We start from the raw sequence: 16,069 nt of genomic DNA on the forward strand, positions 1-16,069 counted from the left end.
TTCAGAGATGATCAGCTATGCTTGAGCGGCGAAGGGAAACGTAAGTGGTTCATCATTCCATGGACATCAGATTCACCCAACGGCTGTCCTACAAGCAGGCCCGGCTGACCGTTCTGGTGGGTTTCGTGCTGGGTACTTTGCTCAGCCTGATGCAGATCGGCATCGATTATGCCAGCGAAGACGCGTCGATCAACCGTGAAATCCTGTCGCTGCTGGAAATCAGCCACAACCCGGCATCGCGTATCGCCTATAACATCGATGCCGAACTCGCCCAGGAGCTGTCCTTGGGCCTGTTGCGCTCACCGGCCATCATCGGTGCCCAACTGATCGATAACAACAACACCGTGCTGGCCAGCGTCAAACGCCCCGAACTGCAGAGCAGTTACCGGTTCATCAGCGACTTTCTCTTCGGTGCCCAGCGCCAGTTCGAAGACCGCCTCTATCTGGACCACCTGCCGGCCGAGTCCCTGGGCGTGCTGCGGCTGGAGGTCGACACCTATGCTTTCGGCAGCCGGTTCCTGCGCCGGGCCGAAGTGACGCTGCTCAACGGTTTCGCCCGCAGCCTGATCCTGACCGGTCTGCTGCTGGCGTTGTTTTATGTGATGCTGACCAAGCCGCTGGTTCGGGTGATCCGCGAACTGAGCAGCCGCGATCCCAGTAGCGGCGAGCAGAGTCGTCTGGAATGCCCCTCCGGCCACCAGCAGGACGAGATCGGTGTACTGGTCTCGGTGGCCAACCAGCAGTTCGAAAATATCGCCACCGAGATCCAGCAACGGCGCACGGCCGAAAATCGCCTCACCGATTACCTGGCGCAGTTGGAAAACATTGTCTCGGCCCGTACCGCCGAACTCAAAGCCATCAATGCCCGCCTCAGCCAGTCCAACGAGGAGTTGGAAGTGGCCCGGCGCACCGCCCTGGATATGGCCGAAGCCCGCTCCGTCTTTCTGGCCAACATGAGCCATGAGATCCGCACGCCGCTCAACGGTCTGTTGGGAATGATCGCGCTGTCACTGGATGGCCCCCTGACGGCCGAACAACAGCAACAGCTATCGATCGCCCATGACTCGGGCAAGGTGCTGGTTGAACTGCTCAACGATATCCTTGATCTGTCGAAATTCGACGCCGGTCAACTGGAACTCGAACGCATCCCGTTCGACCTTGGCTCGCTGGTCGAAGACACCGCCAACCTGCTTTCCCAGAACGCCGCTCCCAGCGTCGAGCTGGCCTGCCTGATTGATCCGGCGCTTCCAACTCAGGTCCTGGGTGACCCGACCCGGGTGCGCCAGATCGTCAGCAACCTGCTGTCCAATGCGCTGAAATTCACTCGCTTCGGCCGAGTCGACGTACGTTTGAGTCCACATGAAGACGGCGTGCGAATCGAGATCTGTGATACCGGCATCGGCATTCCCCAGGAAGCCCAAGCACGAATTCTCCAGCCGTTCACCCAGGCCGGTGTTGGCATTACCCGCCAGTTCGGTGGCACCGGGCTGGGCCTGGCGCTGACCTACAACCTTTGTGAAGCCATGCAAGGCCAGTTGACGATCACCTCCGAGGCCGGTTTCGGCAGCCAGTTCTGCGCTGACCTGCCCCTGCCCTGCCATACCCCGGCGACGCCCGTCGAACCCTTGCACGGCAATGTCGTGGCCATCACCGACCGCGGCAGCGGCCTGGCCGAATTGCTCAACATGCTATTGCCCGGCTGGGGGCTGGACTATGAAAGACGTTCAGTGGATGACGGATTGCTGGGCCTCAAGCCTGACATCCTGATTACCGACTGCCCGGAATGTCTGTTCACTATGCGTCCCACTTTCGACGCGCCCATCCTGCTGGTCACCGCATATGGCAGTTTTCTGCCCAGCGAAGAAGCCGCCGCCCTCGCCCCCTTGTTACAGCAGGCCCGGCCCCTGGCGCGCCATGCCCTCTATCAGATCCTGCGTCGCGCCTTGCAAAGCGACGCCACCACCATCAATGACGCTCAGATCGACACCCTGGCGCCGTCCAAACGCGGGCGGGTGTTGCTGGTGGAAGACAATCCGGTCAACCAACTGGTGGCCAAGGGCATGCTGGTGAAGCTCGGTTGCGAAGTCATCGTCGCGGCCCATGGCGCCGAAGCCCTGGACCTGCTCGAACAGAGGGATTTCAATTTGGTCCTGATGGATTGCAACATGCCGGTCATGGACGGTTACGAAGCCAGTCGCCAGATCCGTCGCAGCGGGCGCTGGCCGGATCTGCCGATTGTCGCACTGACAGCCAACGCCATGCCTGAGGAACGTGAGCGATGCCGGGCCGCCGGCATGAACGATTACCTGTCCAAGCCGTTTCGGCGCGAAGAGCTGGCGGCGTTGCTGGACCAGTGGGTGCCGCTTACGTCAGCGCTTTGATCTGCCCCAACAGATGATCGAGACCGTCTCGCAACTCTCCCAGGCGGTCCAGGTCAAGCCCGCTGTCGCATAACAGGCGGGCCTTGAGCGGACCGACCTGCTCACGCAATTCCCAGCCGGTTTGCGTAAGGCTCAGATGCACCTCCCGCTCATCGCGGGCCGAACGCTGGCGCTGAACCAGGCTCAGTTGTTCCAGGCGCTTGAGCAACGGCGTCAGCGTGCCCGAATCCAGCAGTAGCCGTTCGCCCAGAGCCTTGACCGTGGGTTGTTCCGGCGCATTTACCTGCCACTCCCACAGCACCAGCATCGCCAGGTATTGCGGATAAGTCAGGCCGAGCTGATCGAGCATGGGCTTGTAGCCGCGAATGACCGCCCGCGACGCGGCGTACAGTTTGAAGCACAACTGGCTGTCAAGTTTCAGCGCATCGACTGACAGATCATTCATTTGAGTAAGGCTTCGATCTCACCGGTCAGGTCCTGGGGTTTGGTGGTCGGCGCAAACCGCTTGACCACCTGGCCGTCCTTGCCGATCAAGAACTTGGTGAAATTCCACTTGATGCCCTTGGACCCCAGTACGCCGGGCGCCCGCTGCTTGAGCTGGACAAACAGCGGATGGGCATTGGCGCCGTTGACCTCGATTTTCTTGAACAGCGGAAAACTGACACCAAAGTTCAGCTCGCAGAACTCGGAAATCGCCCCCTCGTTGCCCGGCTCCTGCTTGCCAAATTGATTGCAGGGAAAGCCCAGCACCACCAGGCCCTGGTCCTTGTAGGTCTGCCACAACGCCTCAAGCCCCTTGTACTGTGGAGTGAAGCCGCACTGGCTGGCGGTATTGACCACCAGCACTGCCTTGCCGGCGAAATCGGCGAGGGTCTTTTGCTCCCCCTTGATCGTGGTGCACGGGATGCTCAGCAGGTTGTCGCTCATGGCAAGGCTCCAGATGGGAAGAAGAGGACACTGAAGATAGCGAGCAATTAAATTGCATGCAATTTAATTATCCAAAAATACCCGCATCACAGATTGTGGGAGCCAGGCTTGCCCGCGATGAAGGCGACACGGTCTTTCAAAGATCGAGGTGCCTTCATCGCGAGCAAGCTTTGCTCCCACAGAGTTACCCTCGGGGCACCAGATCCAGGCACACCGAATTGATGCAATAACGCAAGCCCGTGGGTGGCGGGCCGTCAGGGAAGACGTGGCCCAGGTGCGCGTCACATTTGGCGCAGACCACTTCGGTGCGGATCATGCCGTGGCTGACATCGCGCACTTCCACCACTGCGCTGCCTTCGATCGGCGCGTAGAAACTGGGCCAGCCGCAGCCGGAATCGAATTTGGTCTGCGAATCGAACAATGGCTCGTTGCAGCAGATGCAGTGGTACACACCATCAGTCTTGGTGTCGTTGTATTTACCGGAGAATGGCCGTTCGGTGCCCTTCAACCGACAGACGTTGTACTGCTCCGGGTCGAGCATGGCGCGCCATTCTTCAAGGGTTTTCTGCAACTTTTCCATCGTCCTACCTCGGCAATTGAAAAAGCCCGATCCGACGCTTTTCCGCAGATCGGGCGGCACGTATGATTGCGCCTCGTCAGACGCCAGTCTGGCAGTCACGTCATGCGCATTCAAACGGATTGTCACGCATGTACCGCGTCAAGCCTGGGCACAGACGCAGGATCCCCAGTACGGTAGTTCACTCGCCGCCTGGATCGTTCATTTTCGGGAACACATCGCCATGCAGGTCAGCAAATCGAACAAGCTCGCCAACGTCTGCTACGACATTCGCGGCCCGGTGCTCAAGCACGCCAAACGCCTGGAAGAGGAAGGCCATCGCATCCTCAAGCTGAACATCGGCAACCCGGCACCCTTTGGTTTCGAAGCGCCCGATGAAATCCTCCAGGACGTTATCCGCAACCTGCCGACCGCCCAGGGCTACAGCGACTCCAAGGGCCTGTTCAGCGCCCGCAAGGCCGTGATGCAGTACTACCAGCAGAAACAGGTCGAAGGTGTCGGCATCGAAGACATCTACCTGGGCAACGGCGTGTCCGAACTGATCGTGATGTCGATGCAGGCCCTGCTCAACAACGGCGATGAGGTGCTGGTGCCGGCCCCGGACTACCCATTGTGGACCGCCGCCGTGAGCCTGTCGGGCGGCAACCCGGTGCATTACCTGTGCGATGAACAGGCCAACTGGTTTCCCGACCTGGCGGACATCAAGGCCAAGATCACCCCGAACACCAAGGCACTGGTGATCATCAACCCGAACAACCCCACTGGCGCGGTGTACTCCAGGGAGGTCCTGCTGGGCATGCTGGAACTGGCTCGCCAGCATAACCTGGTGGTGTTTTCCGACGAGATCTACGACAAGATCCTGTACGACGATGCCGTGCACGTCTGCACCGCTTCCCTGGCGCCGGACCTGTTGTGCCTGACCTTCAACGGCCTGTCCAAATCCTATCGGGTGGCGGGTTTCCGCTCCGGCTGGATCGTTATTTCCGGTCCCAAGCATCACGCCCAGAGCTACATCGAAGGCATCGACATGCTGGCCAATATGCGCCTGTGTGCCAACGTACCGAGCCAACACGCGATCCAGACGGCGCTGGGTGGCTACCAGAGCATCAACGACCTGGTCCTGCCCCAGGGCCGGTTGCTGGAGCAACGCAACCGTACCTGGGAATTGCTCAACGACATTCCTGGTGTCAGTTGCGTCAAGCCAATGGGTGCGTTGTACGCCTTTCCGCGGATCGACCCGAAGGTCTGCCCGATCCACAACGATGAAAAATTCGTCCTCGACCTCCTGCTGTCCGAAAAGCTGCTGGTGGTCCAGGGCACGGCGTTCAACTGGCCATGGCCGGATCACTTCCGCGTCGTGACCCTGCCCCGGGTCGACGACCTGGACCAGGCCATTGGCCGGATCGGCAACTTCCTCAAGTCCTACCGCCAGTAATCCAGGTGGCGTGCGAGGGGACGACTCGCACGCTGTTTGATTCAGCAACACATCCGTTTCGCCCGTTGCGGCAGGCCTTCTACACTGAAGGCGCGGCAGACGGTGCGCGGCGCGACTCAACGTTCACGGGGTACGGGCGCTCCTTTTCTTTTCCGCGGTCACTTTCAGAAAAGTCTTTCAAACATTTGCGAGGCGTGTAGGACACAGTTTGAAATAGTCGGCGTGTTGAATAGCCTGCGGCGGCACCTTATATACCCCGCATAACGCTACATCTTTAGCATGAGGAGATTTCCACAACCATGATGCGCATCCTGCTGTTTTTGGCCACTAACCTGGCGGTCGTGCTGATTGCCAGCATCACCCTGAGCCTTTTTGGCTTCAACGGGTTCATGGCGGCCAACGGGGTTGACCTCAACCTCAGTCAGCTGCTGATCTTCTGTGCGGTGTTCGGTTTCGCCGGTTCCCTGTTCTCGCTGTTCATCTCCAAGTGGATGGCGAAGATGAGCACCAGCACCCAGATCATCACTCAGCCGCGCACTCGCCACGAACAATGGCTGCTGCAAACCGTCGAGCAGCTGTCACGCGAAGCCGGCATCAAGATGCCGGAGGTGGGCATCTTCCCAGCCTACGAGGCCAACGCCTTCGCCACCGGCTGGAACAAGAACGACGCGCTGGTCGCCGTCAGCCAGGGCTTGCTCGAGCGGTTTTCGCCGGATGAAGTCAAGGCTGTGCTGGCCCATGAGATCGGTCACGTCGCCAACGGCGACATGGTGACGCTGGCGCTGATCCAGGGTGTCGTGAACACCTTCGTCATGTTCTTTGCCCGTATCATCGGCAACTTCGTCGACAAGGTGATCTTCAAGAATGAAGAAGGCCAGGGCATCGCCTACTACGTGGCGACCATTTTCGCCGAGCTGGTATTGGGCATCCTCGCCAGCGCCATCGTCATGTGGTTCTCGCGCAAACGTGAGTTCCGCGCAGATGATGCCGGCGCACGCCTGGCTGGCACCAGCGCCATGATCGGCGCCCTGCAACGCTTGCGTGCCGAGCAAGGTTTGCCGGTACACATGCCCGACACCCTCAATGCCTTTGGCATCAACGGTGGCATCAAGCAAGGCCTGGCTCGCATGTTCATGAGTCACCCGCCACTGGAAGAGCGTATCGACGCACTGCGTCGTCGCGGCTGACAGGTTCAAGCTTCAAGAAAAAGCCCGCAGCGATGCGGGCTTTTTTCTGTCTGATTTATGAGTTGCCTGGTCTGGCCCCATAGCGAGCAGGCTCGCTCCCACAGGGGGGCTTCGGCGAGCGCCAATTCTCAGTTCGCAACGGATCAACTGTGGGAGCGAGCCTGCTCGCGATAAGGCCAGCGGGCACGCCACGTCAACGACTGGAAACCCGATACACCCGCTCATCCAGCCTTTTGACCCCAGCCTGCAAGAACTTCCAGCTTTCCCCCAGCACATCTTGCTCCTGCAATACCTCCAGTTGCCAGACCTCGCCCAGCAACCTCTGCACTTCGTCATCCCCTACGGAAAACGGCGGGCCAGGCATTTCATCCTGTGAGTAATCCAGAGTAATGAGCAATCCGACACACTGCGGAAGTATCTTCTGCAGATGAGTCGCATACCGCTCCCGCATCGGCCCAGGCAGGGCGATCAATGCAGCGCGATCGTACAGCGCCGCGCAATCGCTCACATCCTCCGGGCTCAGGGCAAAGAAATCACCGCAGCGGATTTCAATGTCAGCGGCACGGAACACCTTGAATGCGCCCTCTTCACTTACGCTCGGCTCAAGCTGATGCTCAAGGAAGAAATCCGCGGCGGCTTTTTCCGACAGCTCCACCCCCAGTACCGAATACCCCTGTTGAGCAAGCCACAAGAGGTCGAGCGTCTTCCCGCATAGGGGCACCAGCACCCGACTGCCCCGCTCCACCCCCAGTTGCGGCCAGAAACGTTGCAGATAGGGATTCACCTCTGGCAGATGAAAACCGATCTGATTCGTTGACCAGCGCTTGTGCCAAAACTCAGGCTCCATCACTCACTCCAGAAAAACCGATTAAAACGGGCTAAAACTTATATTAGATTTAGATCATAGACCTGACAGAAGATGGCGACATCTTAACGCTCAGGAGTCCGTTCATGCTGCCCAGCCTGTTTATCTCCCATGGCTCACCGATGCTGGCCCTGGAACCCGGCGACAGCGGCCCGGCACTGGCTCGCCTCGCCGCGCAATTGCCCACACCCAAAGCCATCGTCATCGTGTCCGCGCACTGGGAAAGCAGTGAACTGCTGGTCAGCGCCAATCCGCATCCACGGACCTGGCACGACTTCGGCGGCTTCCCGCCGGCTCTGTACGGGGTGCAATATCCGGCGCCGGGCGATCCACAACTGGCAGTGCAAGTGGCGGACCTGCTCAACGCCGCACACCTGCCGGCACGCCTGGACACAGAGCGCCCCTCCGATCATGGCGTGTGGGTGCCGTTGTCCTTGATGTACCCCAAGGCCGAGATTGCCGTCGTGCAGATCTCCCTGCCCAGCCGACAAGGGCCGGCCCTGCAAACCCAGGTCGGCCGGGCCTTGGCGAGCCTGCGCCAGCAAGGCGTGTTGCTGATCGGCTCAGGCAGCATCACCCATAACCTGCGCGACCTGGACTGGAACGCCGGCCCCGAAAGCATTGAGCCCTGGGCCAAGGCTTTTCGTGACTGGATGGTGGAGAAATTGGCAGAGGACGACGAAGCCGCGCTGCATGATTACCGTCGCCAGGCCCCCCACGCCGTGCGCAACCATCCCAGTGACGAGCACTTGTTGCCGTTGTATTTTGCCCGGGGTGCGGGAGGTGAATTCAGCGTTGCCCATCAGGGGTTCACCCTGGGCGCTTTGGGGATGGACATCTATCGGTTTGACTGATGAACCGAGTCGCGTTCAATCGCGAGCAGGCTCGCTCCCACATTTGACTGCATTTACCTGTGCCACTGTGGGAGCGAGCCTGCTCGCGATGGGCTCCCCCTGAAAAGACACCCAGCTTCAGGCAAAAAAAATCCCCGAACCAGTCGGGGATTTTTTATGTTCGATCAATCAACCCGAGAGCGGATCAATCTTCGCGATAGCGACGCAGTTTAAGCTGCTTGCCGGCGACACGAGTGTCCTTCAGTTTGGTCAGCAACTTCTCCAGACCATCTTCCGGCAGCTCTACCAGGCTGAAGCTGTCACGTACCTGGATGCGACCGATGGCCTCACGAGCCAGCCCGCCTTCGTTGAGGATGGCGCCCAGCAGGTTCTTGGCCGCGATGCCGTCACGGGCACCCAGCGCAGTACGGCAGCGCGCACGGCCTTCGGCCAGCGGGATCGGCGCACGACGCTCGCGATCACCACGGTCCGGACGATCACCGCTACGCTCTGGACGATCGCCACGCGGTGCGTTGTTCGGCACCAATGGACGTTCCTTCTCGATCGCAGCGAGGGTCAGCGCCTGGCCATTGGTGGCCTTGCGCAGCAGAGCAGCGGCCAGGGCACGTGGGGTGCAGCCGATGTCGGCGGTCAGGCGATCGAGCAGATCACCGTGGGTCGATTCGGCGTCAGCCACCAGTGGCGACAGGCTGTTGGTGAGTTTCTTGATGCGGGCATCGAGAACCGCCTGGGCGTCCGGCAGGCGAACCTCGGCGACCTTCTGACCGGTTACACGCTCGATCACTTGCAGCATGCGGCGCTCACGCGGGGTGACCAGCAGCAGTGCACGACCTTCGCGACCGGCACGGCCGGTACGGCCGATACGGTGAACGTAGGATTCCGGATCGTACGGCATGTCCACGTTGAACACGTGGGTGATGCGCGGAACGTCCAGGCCACGGGCGGCAACATCAGTGGCCACAACGATGTCCAGACGGCCATCCTTGAGGGAGTCGATCACACGCTCACGCTGGTTCTGGGCAATGTCACCGTTCAGCGCAGCGGCTTTGTAGCCTTTGGCTTCCAGGGCGCTGGCCAGGTCCAGGGTCGCTTGCTTGGTACGTACGAACATGATCAGGGCGTCGAAATCCTCGACTTCCAGCAGGCTCAGTACGGCCGAGGTCTTCTGGTCGGCGTGAACCAACAGGTGAGCCTGTTCGATCGCGGTGACGGTCTGGGTCTTGGTCTGGATCTTTACGTGTTGCGGATCGCGCAGGTGGCGCTCGGCAATGGCGCGGATCGACTGCGGCAGAGTGGCCGAGAACAATACAGTCTGACGGGTCGCTGGCAGGGCCTTGAAGATGACTTCCAGGTCATCCATGAAACCCAGCTTGAGCATTTCGTCGGCTTCATCGAGAACCAGGTGGTTCACGGTGGCCAGTACTTTTTCGTCACGACGCAGGTGGTCGCACAGACGGCCCGGAGTGGCGACAACAATCTGCGCGCCGTTACGGATGGCTTTGAGTTGCGGGCCCATTGGAGCGCCGCCGTAAACAGCCACAACGGTTACACCAGGCATCTGCTTGGAGTAGGTTTCAAAAGCGGTTGCTACTTGCAGCGCCAACTCACGAGTTGGCGCCAGGATCAGGGCTTGCGGTTCGCGCTTAGCAGGATCGATGCGATGCAGGATCGGCAGGGCGAACGCGGCGGTTTTACCCGTACCGGTTTGCGCCTGACCAATCATGTCGTGACCGGCCATGATGATCGGGATCGATTGCTGCTGAATAGCCGAAGGTTCTTCGTAACCGGTCGCAATGACGGCTGCAAGAATGTTCGGATTAAGATTAAAAGCGACGAAGCCGCCGGTTTCCTGGGTCATGGGTCTGCCTCTAAGTGCATCCGCAAAGACCCATGCTCCAAAGCTGCGCATGCCGTGTTGAGACTCAAGAGTCGCCCTGGCTGCTTTGTCGGCGGGGATTTGCGAAAACGAATGAATGAAAAAGAACGTCGTGGAAGCATCCGTTGTGCGGACATGCAACCGAAGCTGGCTTCGGGGAATTGCGCTACCTTGACGCGGCCCGGCTAAAGGCCGGCGCGCACTATACCGGAAATCGCCCGAAAAGGGAGATTTTTTATTGCCAAACCCGGTTATGGGACTGGCTGTCATGGGCGTCGGGACAGCCGGCTTAAACGATTTACCTTCCGACAGCTTGCCTATCAAGTCGCCGGACGAATGGCCTTGATCAACGACTGCAACGAATAACCCAGCCGCGGCGCCAGCCCTTCGGCCCGGGCGACCAGTCCTTGCATGTCCAGTTCCTGGTCCAGATCCGCCGGCACGATCAGGATGACATTGCCTTCTTTAACCGGCAGCTCCCAGTAATGCCGGTGGTACAAGCCGCGCAGCAGCGCCGCGCCCAATGGCTTGCCGTCGTCGGTGGCCCATTGGTTAATCACCAGCCAGCCGCCGGGGTTGAGGCGTTTCTGGCAGTTCTCCAGAAAACCCCAGGCCAGGTGCCCGACGCCAGGGCCGACGTCGGTATAGAGGTCGACAAAGATCAAATCCGCAGGCTCGGCGGTTTCAAGCAGCTCCAGGGCATCGCCGACGCGGATGTACAGCCGCGGATCGTCGTCCAGCCCCAGGTATTGGATGGCCAGGCGCGGCACATCGGGGCGCAGTTCGATGGCTTCGACATCTTCCAGCGGCAGAAACTTGAGGCAAGCCTGGGTCAGCGTCCCGGCGCCCAGCCCAAGAAACAGCGCGCTTTCCGGCTGCTCGTGGCACAACGCGCCAATCAACATGGCGCGGGTGTAATCATATTCGAGCCAGCTCGGGTCGGCCGTGAACACGCAGCTCTGTTCGATGGCATCGCCAAATTCCAGAAAACGGTAGTCCGCCACTTCGAGAACCCGGATAACACCGAACTCGTCATGCACTTCGGCGAGCAAATGCTCGACGCGCTCCTCTGTCATTTCATCTCCTGTGGCTGCTCTGACCCTGAACATAACCGGGGCAAAAGCGCGATTGTCCGCGAAGCGACGCAAACAGGTCACGCACTAATTTGCTGATAACATGGCAGCCCGAGCGTAAACCACCTAGAGATCATGATGAGCCAACCCTGGAGCCCTGACAGCTGGCGCGCCCTGCCGATCCAGCAGCAACCCCAATACCCCGACGCGGCGCATTTGCTGCAGGTCGAGCAGACCCTGGCCAGTTATCCGCCGCTGGTGTTTGCCGGTGAAGCCCGGGAGTTGCGCCGTCAGTTCGCCGAAGTCACCCAAGGCCGGGCCTTCCTGCTGCAGGGCGGCGACTGCGCCGAGAGCTTTGCCGAGTTCTCGGCGGCGAAGATCCGCGACACCTTCAAGGTATTGCTGCAAATGGCCATCGTCATGACCTTCGCCGCCGGTTGCCCGGTGGTCAAGGTCGGTCGTATGGCCGGACAGTTCGCCAAACCGCGCTCGGCCAACGATGAGACGATTGGTGGGGTAACCCTGCCGGCCTATCGCGGCGACATCGTCAACGGCATCGGCTTCGACGAGAAAAGTCGCGTGCCGGACCCGGAGCGGCTGCTGCAGTCCTACCACCAGTCCACCGCCACCTTGAACCTGCTAAGGGCCTTCGCCCAGGGTGGATTCGCCGATCTGCATCAGGTGCACAAGTGGAACCTGGACTTCATCGCCAACTCGGCCCTGGCTGAGAAGTACAGCCACCTGGCCGACCGTATCGACGAAACCCTGGCCTTCATGCGCGCCTGCGGCATGGACAGCTCGCCGCAACTGCGCGAAACCAGCTTCTTCACCGCCCACGAAGCGCTGCTGCTCAATTACGAAGAAGCTTTCGTGCGCCGCGACAGCCTGACCAACGACTACTACGACTGCTCGGCCCACATGCTGTGGATCGGTGACCGCACCCGTCAGTTGGACGGTGCCCATGTCGAATTCCTGCGCGGGGTGAACAACCCGATCGGCGTCAAGGTCGGCCCGAGCATGAACCCCGACGACTTGATCCGTCTGATCGACGTGCTCAATCCGGACAATGATCCGGGGCGGCTTAACCTGATCGCGCGAATGGGCGCGAACAAGGTCGGCGATCACCTGCCGCAGCTATTGCGCGCCGTGCAACGAGAAGGCAAGCAGGTGCTGTGGAGTTCGGACCCGATGCACGGCAACACCATCAAGGCCAGCAGCGGTTACAAGACCCGGGACTTCGCGCAAATCCTCGGGGAAGTGAAACAGTTCTTCCAGGTTCACGAAGCCGAGGGCACCTATGCCGGGGGCATCCACATCGAAATGACCGGGCAGAACGTCACCGAGTGCATTGGCGGCGCGCGGCCGATCACCGAGGACGGGCTGTCGGACCGTTACCACACTCATTGCGATCCGCGGATGAATGCCGATCAGTCGCTGGAACTGGCGTTTTTGATTGCCGAGACGTTGAAGCAGGTGAGGCGGTGAGTCAGTAAGTCATTCGCCGTTTGTTGGATTGCTATCGCGAGCAGGCTCGCTCCCACATTGACCGCGGCGTTCACAAATCCTGTGTTCACCAAAGGTCAACTGTGGGAGCGAGCCTGCTCGCGATGAGGCCAATTCAGTCACCCCCCACCTCAGCCAACGCCCCCGCCAGCCGAACCCCACCCGCCCGAGCGCAATTGAGCTGGACCCGCGCCAACCCCAGCCAGTCGGCCAAGCGTCGCAGGCTCACCGCCAAAGCCTGCATCCCCTCCTCGTCCAGCCCCGGTTCCTCCTCGTGCACGGCATGCACCGCCAATCGACCCAAAGCCCGCTCCGCCCGCAGATCCACCCGCGCGGCGATACGTTCGTTGTGCAGGAATGGCAGCACGTAGTAGCCATACACCCGCTTGTGAGCCGGGGTATAAATCTCCAGTCGATAACGGAAATCGAACAGCCGCTCGGTACGGCTACGCTCCCAGACCAATGAATCGAAGGGCGACAACAACGCACTGGCCGCCACCTTACGGGGAATCTTCGCGGTGGGTCGGCACCAGGCCGGTTGCTTCCAGCCTTGCACCTGGCAGCGCACCAGTTCACCGGCCTCCTCCAGTTCGGCCAGTCGTCCACGGCTATCGGCCGGATCGAGTCGAAAATAGTCGCGCAAATCTTTCTCGGTGCCCACACCCAAGGCTTGGGCGGCATGCAGCAGCAAGGCGCGCTGAGCCTGGGGCTCGTCCGGCAGTGGTTGTTGCAGGACCGAGGACGGAAACACGCGTTCCGGCAAGTCGTAAAGCCGCTCGAAGCCCCGCCGCCCCGCCACCGTCACTTCACCCGCCGCGAACAGCCATTCCAGCGCATGCTTCTCGGCGCTCCAGTCCCACCAGGGGCCGGCCTTTTCCTGGCGCGTGGACAAGCTGCCCGCCCCCACGGCGCCTTGCTCGCGGACCGAAGCCAGTACGCGACGAATGACATCCTGACGCTCCTGACCGAACTGCGCCAACTGTCGATAAATGCCCTCACCGCGGGACGCACGCTCCATGCGCCAACGCATCAGCGGATACATCGCCAGCGGCAGCAATGAGGCTTCATGACCCCAGTATTCGAACAGCGTACGACGTCGACCCTGGCTCCAGGCTGCCTGGTCGAGCAAATCAGGGGTGTAGTGACCGAGACGGGAAAACAGCGGAAGGTAGTGCGAACGCACCAATGCATTGACCGAATCAATCTGCAGGACGCCGAGGCGTTCAATCAGGCGGTTAAGGCGCGCCGGTTGCACCGAAGCTGACGTCGGCCGCCCGTCGAATCCTTGGGCGGCCAGCGCCAGACGCCGGGCCTGTTTGAGGGTAAAGGACAGAGTCGCGGGCATGAAGATCTCCTTGTCTGCTCGCAACCTACCTCACCATTAAGCGGTTTGTGTAGGGAAGGATGGCTCATTTGTGCATCGGGTCATCCCAGAATGGCCGAACCACTTCCTTTTCGACGTCGGCACGGCTGACGCCGATGTCCTTGAGCGCCTCATCGCTCATTCCGGCAAGCAGTTCACGTTCGTGGTGCAATTCGTACCAGCGGCTAAACTTGTGCAGCAGAGCGCTGATGGAAAAGCCATGGGATGAGAGTTTTTCTATCAGCAGATAACCTTTTTGACCTTTCATCGTGATGTCCTCCGTTGGGGATGGCTCAAGTCTCACGCTAACGCTAAGATCAATCCAACGAATGTTTCTTATGCAATACATCTCGGAGATTGATCAATTGTCGAGTTACCCGAGCATCGATACGGAAGTGCTGCGTACCTTTGTCGCCATCGCTGACCAGGGCGGTTTCACCCGTGCCGGTGAGTTGGTCAATCGCACCCAGTCCGCCGTCAGCATGCAGATGAAGCGACTGGAAGAAGATGTATTGCAGCGGCGGCTGTTCGAGCGTGACGGGCGCCAGGTCAAGCTGACCGCCGAAGGCCAGGTGTTGCTCGGCTACGCCCGGCGGATCCTCAAGCTGCACAGCGAAGTGTTCAACACCCTGCGTGAGCCGCACATGGTCGGCACGGTGCGCATCGGCACCCCGGACGATTATGTGATGCGTTTTTTGCCGGGGATCCTGCAGCGCTTCGCCCAGTTCTATCCCTTGATCGAAATTGAAGTGCACTGCGAGTCGTCCAAGCAGTTGCTGCTGCGCCAGGATCTGGACCTGTCCATCGTCACCCGCAAACCGGGGGACGAAATCGGCCAGTTATTGCGCAAGGAGCGCTTTGTCTGGGCCGAAGCGGCATGCTTCAACGTCCACGAACAAACACCGTTGCCGCTGGCGATGTTCAACAGTGATTGCTTCTGCCGGCAATGGGCCTGCAATGCACTGGATGCCATGGGCCGCGATTATCGCGTGGCGTACAACAGCTCGAGCCTGTCGGCGCTCATGGCAGTGGTTGGCGCGGGCCTGGCGATCACCGCGCAACTGGAAAGCCTGCTGACCCCGGACATGCGCGTGCTGGGCGAGGCGGAAAACCTGCCGCAGTTGCCCGAAGCAAGCATCATGCTGATCCGCAACCTGCATAATCCGTCGCCGATCACCGAGTGCCTGGCCGAGCACATCGTCGAAGGTTTCAAACTTTAAAGGCGAGCAAGATCGCGCACAGCACCAGGAAACCGCAGAACAGCCCGCGCAGCAGCCGCTCCGGCATGGCGTGGGCGACTTTTACCCCCCAACTGATACTGAGCAAGCCACCAGCGGCCAGCGGCAGGCCGATCCACCAGTCCACTTGGTGATGCACCGCATACGTGGCGAGGGTCACACCAGTACTCGGCAAGGCCAACGAGAGAGACAATCCCTGGGCGACCACCTGACTGGTACCGAACAGGCTGGTCAGGAACGGCGTCGCGACGACCGCCCCGCCGACACCGAACAATCCGCCCATGGTCCCCGACGCCGCCCCCAACACGGCGAGCCACGGCCAGCCATAACGCATCTGCGCCGAAGCCGGGGGGCTGGCGGCAAACATGCGAATCAGGTTGTAGGCCGCCAGCACGATCAGGAAGGCCACGAAGCCGATTCGCATGCTTTGCGCGTCGATACCCACCGCCCAGATCGAGCCAAGCCAGGCAAAGCAAAAACCCATGGAGGCCAGTGGCAGTACATGACGCATTTCAATGCGATTGCGCTGGTGGTAGCGCCACAAAGCGAGCATCACGTTTGGCACGACCATCACCAGGGCCGTGCCCTGGGCGATCTGCTGATCGAGGCCGAACAACAGGCCCAGCACCGGAATGGCGATCAACCCGCGACCAATCCCGAACAATCCCCCCAAAGTGCCCAATGCGGCACCGAACGCCAGATACATCACACCTTCGATCACAGCCGATTCCCCCTTGATCAGGGCGCTTATCCTACGCAGTCGGCGCCCGCGGGGGAACGCAACTTCCGA

The 16,069-nt window shown here is 60.5% G+C and carries 15 protein-coding genes; 6 read left to right on the plus strand and 9 right to left on the minus strand.

All coding sequences use genetic code 11. The features are described 5' to 3' along the window. Positions 1-59: 59 nt before the first annotated feature. Positions 60-2,381: a response regulator gene (locus PSEUDOMOFG3G_RS17975; RefSeq protein WP_139050762.1), complete on the plus strand. Its 2,322-nt coding sequence runs from the start codon at positions 60-62 to the stop codon at positions 2,379-2,381. On the opposite strand, the gene PSEUDOMOFG3G_RS17980 is transcribed toward PSEUDOMOFG3G_RS17975, so the two are convergent. From PSEUDOMOFG3G_RS17980 to msrB, 3 genes are all read right to left on the minus strand, one after another. Continuing rightward, positions 2,365-2,826, minus strand: coding sequence for a MarR family winged helix-turn-helix transcriptional regulator (locus tag PSEUDOMOFG3G_RS17980; protein WP_047226375.1), 462 nt, complete (start codon positions 2,824-2,826; stop codon positions 2,365-2,367). The two genes, PSEUDOMOFG3G_RS17975 and PSEUDOMOFG3G_RS17980, sit on opposite strands and share 17 nt — an antisense overlap. Then, positions 2,823-3,308, minus strand: a complete 486-nt coding sequence (locus PSEUDOMOFG3G_RS17985; protein WP_047226374.1) for a glutathione peroxidase — start codon at positions 3,306-3,308, stop codon at positions 2,823-2,825. Before PSEUDOMOFG3G_RS17985 ends, PSEUDOMOFG3G_RS17980 begins: the two co-directional genes overlap by 4 nt. A gap of 184 nt (positions 3,309-3,492) precedes the next feature. Further along, positions 3,493-3,888 (minus strand): peptide-methionine (R)-S-oxide reductase MsrB, encoded by a 396-nt coding sequence (gene msrB, locus PSEUDOMOFG3G_RS17990; protein ID WP_047226373.1) that lies wholly within the window; start codon positions 3,886-3,888, stop codon positions 3,493-3,495. Positions 3,889-4,108: 220 nt separating this feature from the next. On the opposite strand from msrB, the gene PSEUDOMOFG3G_RS17995 reads away from it, so the two are divergent. Both PSEUDOMOFG3G_RS17995 and htpX read left to right on the plus strand, forming a co-directional pair. Then, a complete protein-coding gene (locus PSEUDOMOFG3G_RS17995) occupies positions 4,109-5,320 on the plus strand; it encodes a pyridoxal phosphate-dependent aminotransferase (RefSeq protein WP_047226372.1) in 1,212 nt (403 codons plus the stop codon). Positions 5,321-5,619: 299 nt separating this feature from the next. Further along, the gene (htpX, locus tag PSEUDOMOFG3G_RS18000; protein WP_047226371.1) at positions 5,620-6,507 is read left to right on the plus strand and encodes a protease HtpX; all 888 of its coding nucleotides are present in this window, start codon (positions 5,620-5,622) and stop codon (positions 6,505-6,507) included. A gap of 193 nt (positions 6,508-6,700) precedes the next feature. On the opposite strand, the gene PSEUDOMOFG3G_RS18005 is transcribed toward htpX, so the two are convergent. Beyond that, positions 6,701-7,354, minus strand: a complete 654-nt coding sequence (locus PSEUDOMOFG3G_RS18005; RefSeq protein ID WP_139050763.1) for a thiopurine S-methyltransferase — start codon at positions 7,352-7,354, stop codon at positions 6,701-6,703. Positions 7,355-7,458: 104 nt separating this feature from the next. Between PSEUDOMOFG3G_RS18005 and PSEUDOMOFG3G_RS18010 the strand changes: the two genes are divergently transcribed. After that, a complete protein-coding gene (locus PSEUDOMOFG3G_RS18010) occupies positions 7,459-8,226 on the plus strand; it encodes a class III extradiol ring-cleavage dioxygenase (RefSeq protein WP_139050764.1) in 768 nt (255 codons plus the stop codon). A 184-nt stretch (positions 8,227-8,410) separates the two neighbouring features. Here the strand turns inward: PSEUDOMOFG3G_RS18010 and PSEUDOMOFG3G_RS18015 are convergent, their stop codons facing one another. Further along, entirely contained in the window at positions 8,411-10,084 is a 1,674-nt protein-coding gene (locus PSEUDOMOFG3G_RS18015) for a DEAD/DEAH box helicase (RefSeq protein WP_047226368.1), read from the minus strand. A 338-nt stretch (positions 10,085-10,422) separates the two neighbouring features. Beyond that, positions 10,423-11,178: a spermidine synthase gene (locus PSEUDOMOFG3G_RS18020; RefSeq protein ID WP_047226367.1), complete on the minus strand. Its 756-nt coding sequence runs from the start codon at positions 11,176-11,178 to the stop codon at positions 10,423-10,425. A 135-nt stretch (positions 11,179-11,313) separates the two neighbouring features. Here PSEUDOMOFG3G_RS18020 and PSEUDOMOFG3G_RS18025 point away from each other — a divergent pair, with 135 nt between their 5' ends. After that, positions 11,314-12,660: a class II 3-deoxy-7-phosphoheptulonate synthase gene (locus tag PSEUDOMOFG3G_RS18025; RefSeq protein ID WP_047226366.1), complete on the plus strand. Its 1,347-nt coding sequence runs from the start codon at positions 11,314-11,316 to the stop codon at positions 12,658-12,660. 133 nt (positions 12,661-12,793) lie between these two features. Here the strand turns inward: PSEUDOMOFG3G_RS18025 and PSEUDOMOFG3G_RS18030 are convergent, their stop codons facing one another. Together PSEUDOMOFG3G_RS18030 and PSEUDOMOFG3G_RS18035 are read right to left on the minus strand one after the other, a co-directional pair. Then, on the minus strand, positions 12,794-14,023 hold the full coding sequence (locus PSEUDOMOFG3G_RS18030) for a winged helix-turn-helix domain-containing protein (RefSeq protein WP_139050765.1): 1,230 nt from the start codon (positions 14,021-14,023) through the stop codon (positions 12,794-12,796). 64 nt (positions 14,024-14,087) lie between these two features. Next, positions 14,088-14,309, minus strand: a complete 222-nt coding sequence (locus tag PSEUDOMOFG3G_RS18035) for a DUF1127 domain-containing protein (RefSeq protein WP_047226364.1) — start codon at positions 14,307-14,309, stop codon at positions 14,088-14,090. Positions 14,310-14,406: 97 nt separating this feature from the next. Between PSEUDOMOFG3G_RS18035 and PSEUDOMOFG3G_RS18040 the strand changes: the two genes are divergently transcribed. After that, a complete protein-coding gene (locus PSEUDOMOFG3G_RS18040; protein WP_171061402.1) occupies positions 14,407-15,261 on the plus strand; it encodes a LysR substrate-binding domain-containing protein in 855 nt (284 codons plus the stop codon). Here PSEUDOMOFG3G_RS18040 and PSEUDOMOFG3G_RS18045 read toward each other — a convergent pair. Further along, the gene (locus tag PSEUDOMOFG3G_RS18045; RefSeq protein ID WP_139050848.1) at positions 15,251-15,985 is read right to left on the minus strand and encodes a sulfite exporter TauE/SafE family protein; all 735 of its coding nucleotides are present in this window, start codon (positions 15,983-15,985) and stop codon (positions 15,251-15,253) included. The two genes, PSEUDOMOFG3G_RS18040 and PSEUDOMOFG3G_RS18045, sit on opposite strands and share 11 nt — an antisense overlap. Positions 15,986-16,069: the final 84 nt, after the last annotated feature.

This window comes from Pseudomonas sp. FG-3G (genome assembly GCF_901007645.1).
GTDB classification, from domain to species: Bacteria; Pseudomonadota; Gammaproteobacteria; order Pseudomonadales; family Pseudomonadaceae; genus Aquipseudomonas; species Aquipseudomonas rhizophila.

Excerpts from the sequence above, each read along its gene's own strand:
- PSEUDOMOFG3G_RS18010 (WP_139050764.1), top strand. The coding sequence starts at position 7,459 with ATGCTGCCCAGCCTGTTTATCTCCCATGGCTCACCGATGCTGGCCCTG.
- PSEUDOMOFG3G_RS17980 (WP_047226375.1), bottom strand. The coding sequence starts at position 2,826 with ATGAATGATCTGTCAGTCGATGCGCTGAAACTTGACAGCCAGTTGTGC.
- PSEUDOMOFG3G_RS17995 (WP_047226372.1), top strand. The coding sequence starts at position 4,109 with ATGCAGGTCAGCAAATCGAACAAGCTCGCCAACGTCTGCTACGACATT.
- PSEUDOMOFG3G_RS18015 (WP_047226368.1), bottom strand. The coding sequence starts at position 10,084 with ATGACCCAGGAAACCGGCGGCTTCGTCGCTTTTAATCTTAATCCGAAC.
- PSEUDOMOFG3G_RS17985 (WP_047226374.1), bottom strand. The coding sequence starts at position 3,308 with ATGAGCGACAACCTGCTGAGCATCCCGTGCACCACGATCAAGGGGGAG.
- htpX (WP_047226371.1), top strand. The coding sequence starts at position 5,620 with ATGATGCGCATCCTGCTGTTTTTGGCCACTAACCTGGCGGTCGTGCTG.
- msrB (WP_047226373.1), bottom strand. The coding sequence starts at position 3,888 with ATGGAAAAGTTGCAGAAAACCCTTGAAGAATGGCGCGCCATGCTCGAC.
- PSEUDOMOFG3G_RS18005 (WP_139050763.1), bottom strand. The coding sequence starts at position 7,354 with ATGGAGCCTGAGTTTTGGCACAAGCGCTGGTCAACGAATCAGATCGGT.
- PSEUDOMOFG3G_RS18020 (WP_047226367.1), bottom strand. The coding sequence starts at position 11,178 with ATGACAGAGGAGCGCGTCGAGCATTTGCTCGCCGAAGTGCATGACGAG.
- PSEUDOMOFG3G_RS18035 (WP_047226364.1), bottom strand. The coding sequence starts at position 14,309 with ATGAAAGGTCAAAAAGGTTATCTGCTGATAGAAAAACTCTCATCCCAT.
- PSEUDOMOFG3G_RS18030 (WP_139050765.1), bottom strand. The coding sequence starts at position 14,023 with ATGCCCGCGACTCTGTCCTTTACCCTCAAACAGGCCCGGCGTCTGGCG.
- PSEUDOMOFG3G_RS18025 (WP_047226366.1), top strand. The coding sequence starts at position 11,314 with ATGAGCCAACCCTGGAGCCCTGACAGCTGGCGCGCCCTGCCGATCCAG.
- PSEUDOMOFG3G_RS17975 (WP_139050762.1), top strand. The coding sequence starts at position 60 with ATGGACATCAGATTCACCCAACGGCTGTCCTACAAGCAGGCCCGGCTG.
- PSEUDOMOFG3G_RS18045 (WP_139050848.1), bottom strand. The coding sequence starts at position 15,985 with ATGTATCTGGCGTTCGGTGCCGCATTGGGCACTTTGGGGGGATTGTTC.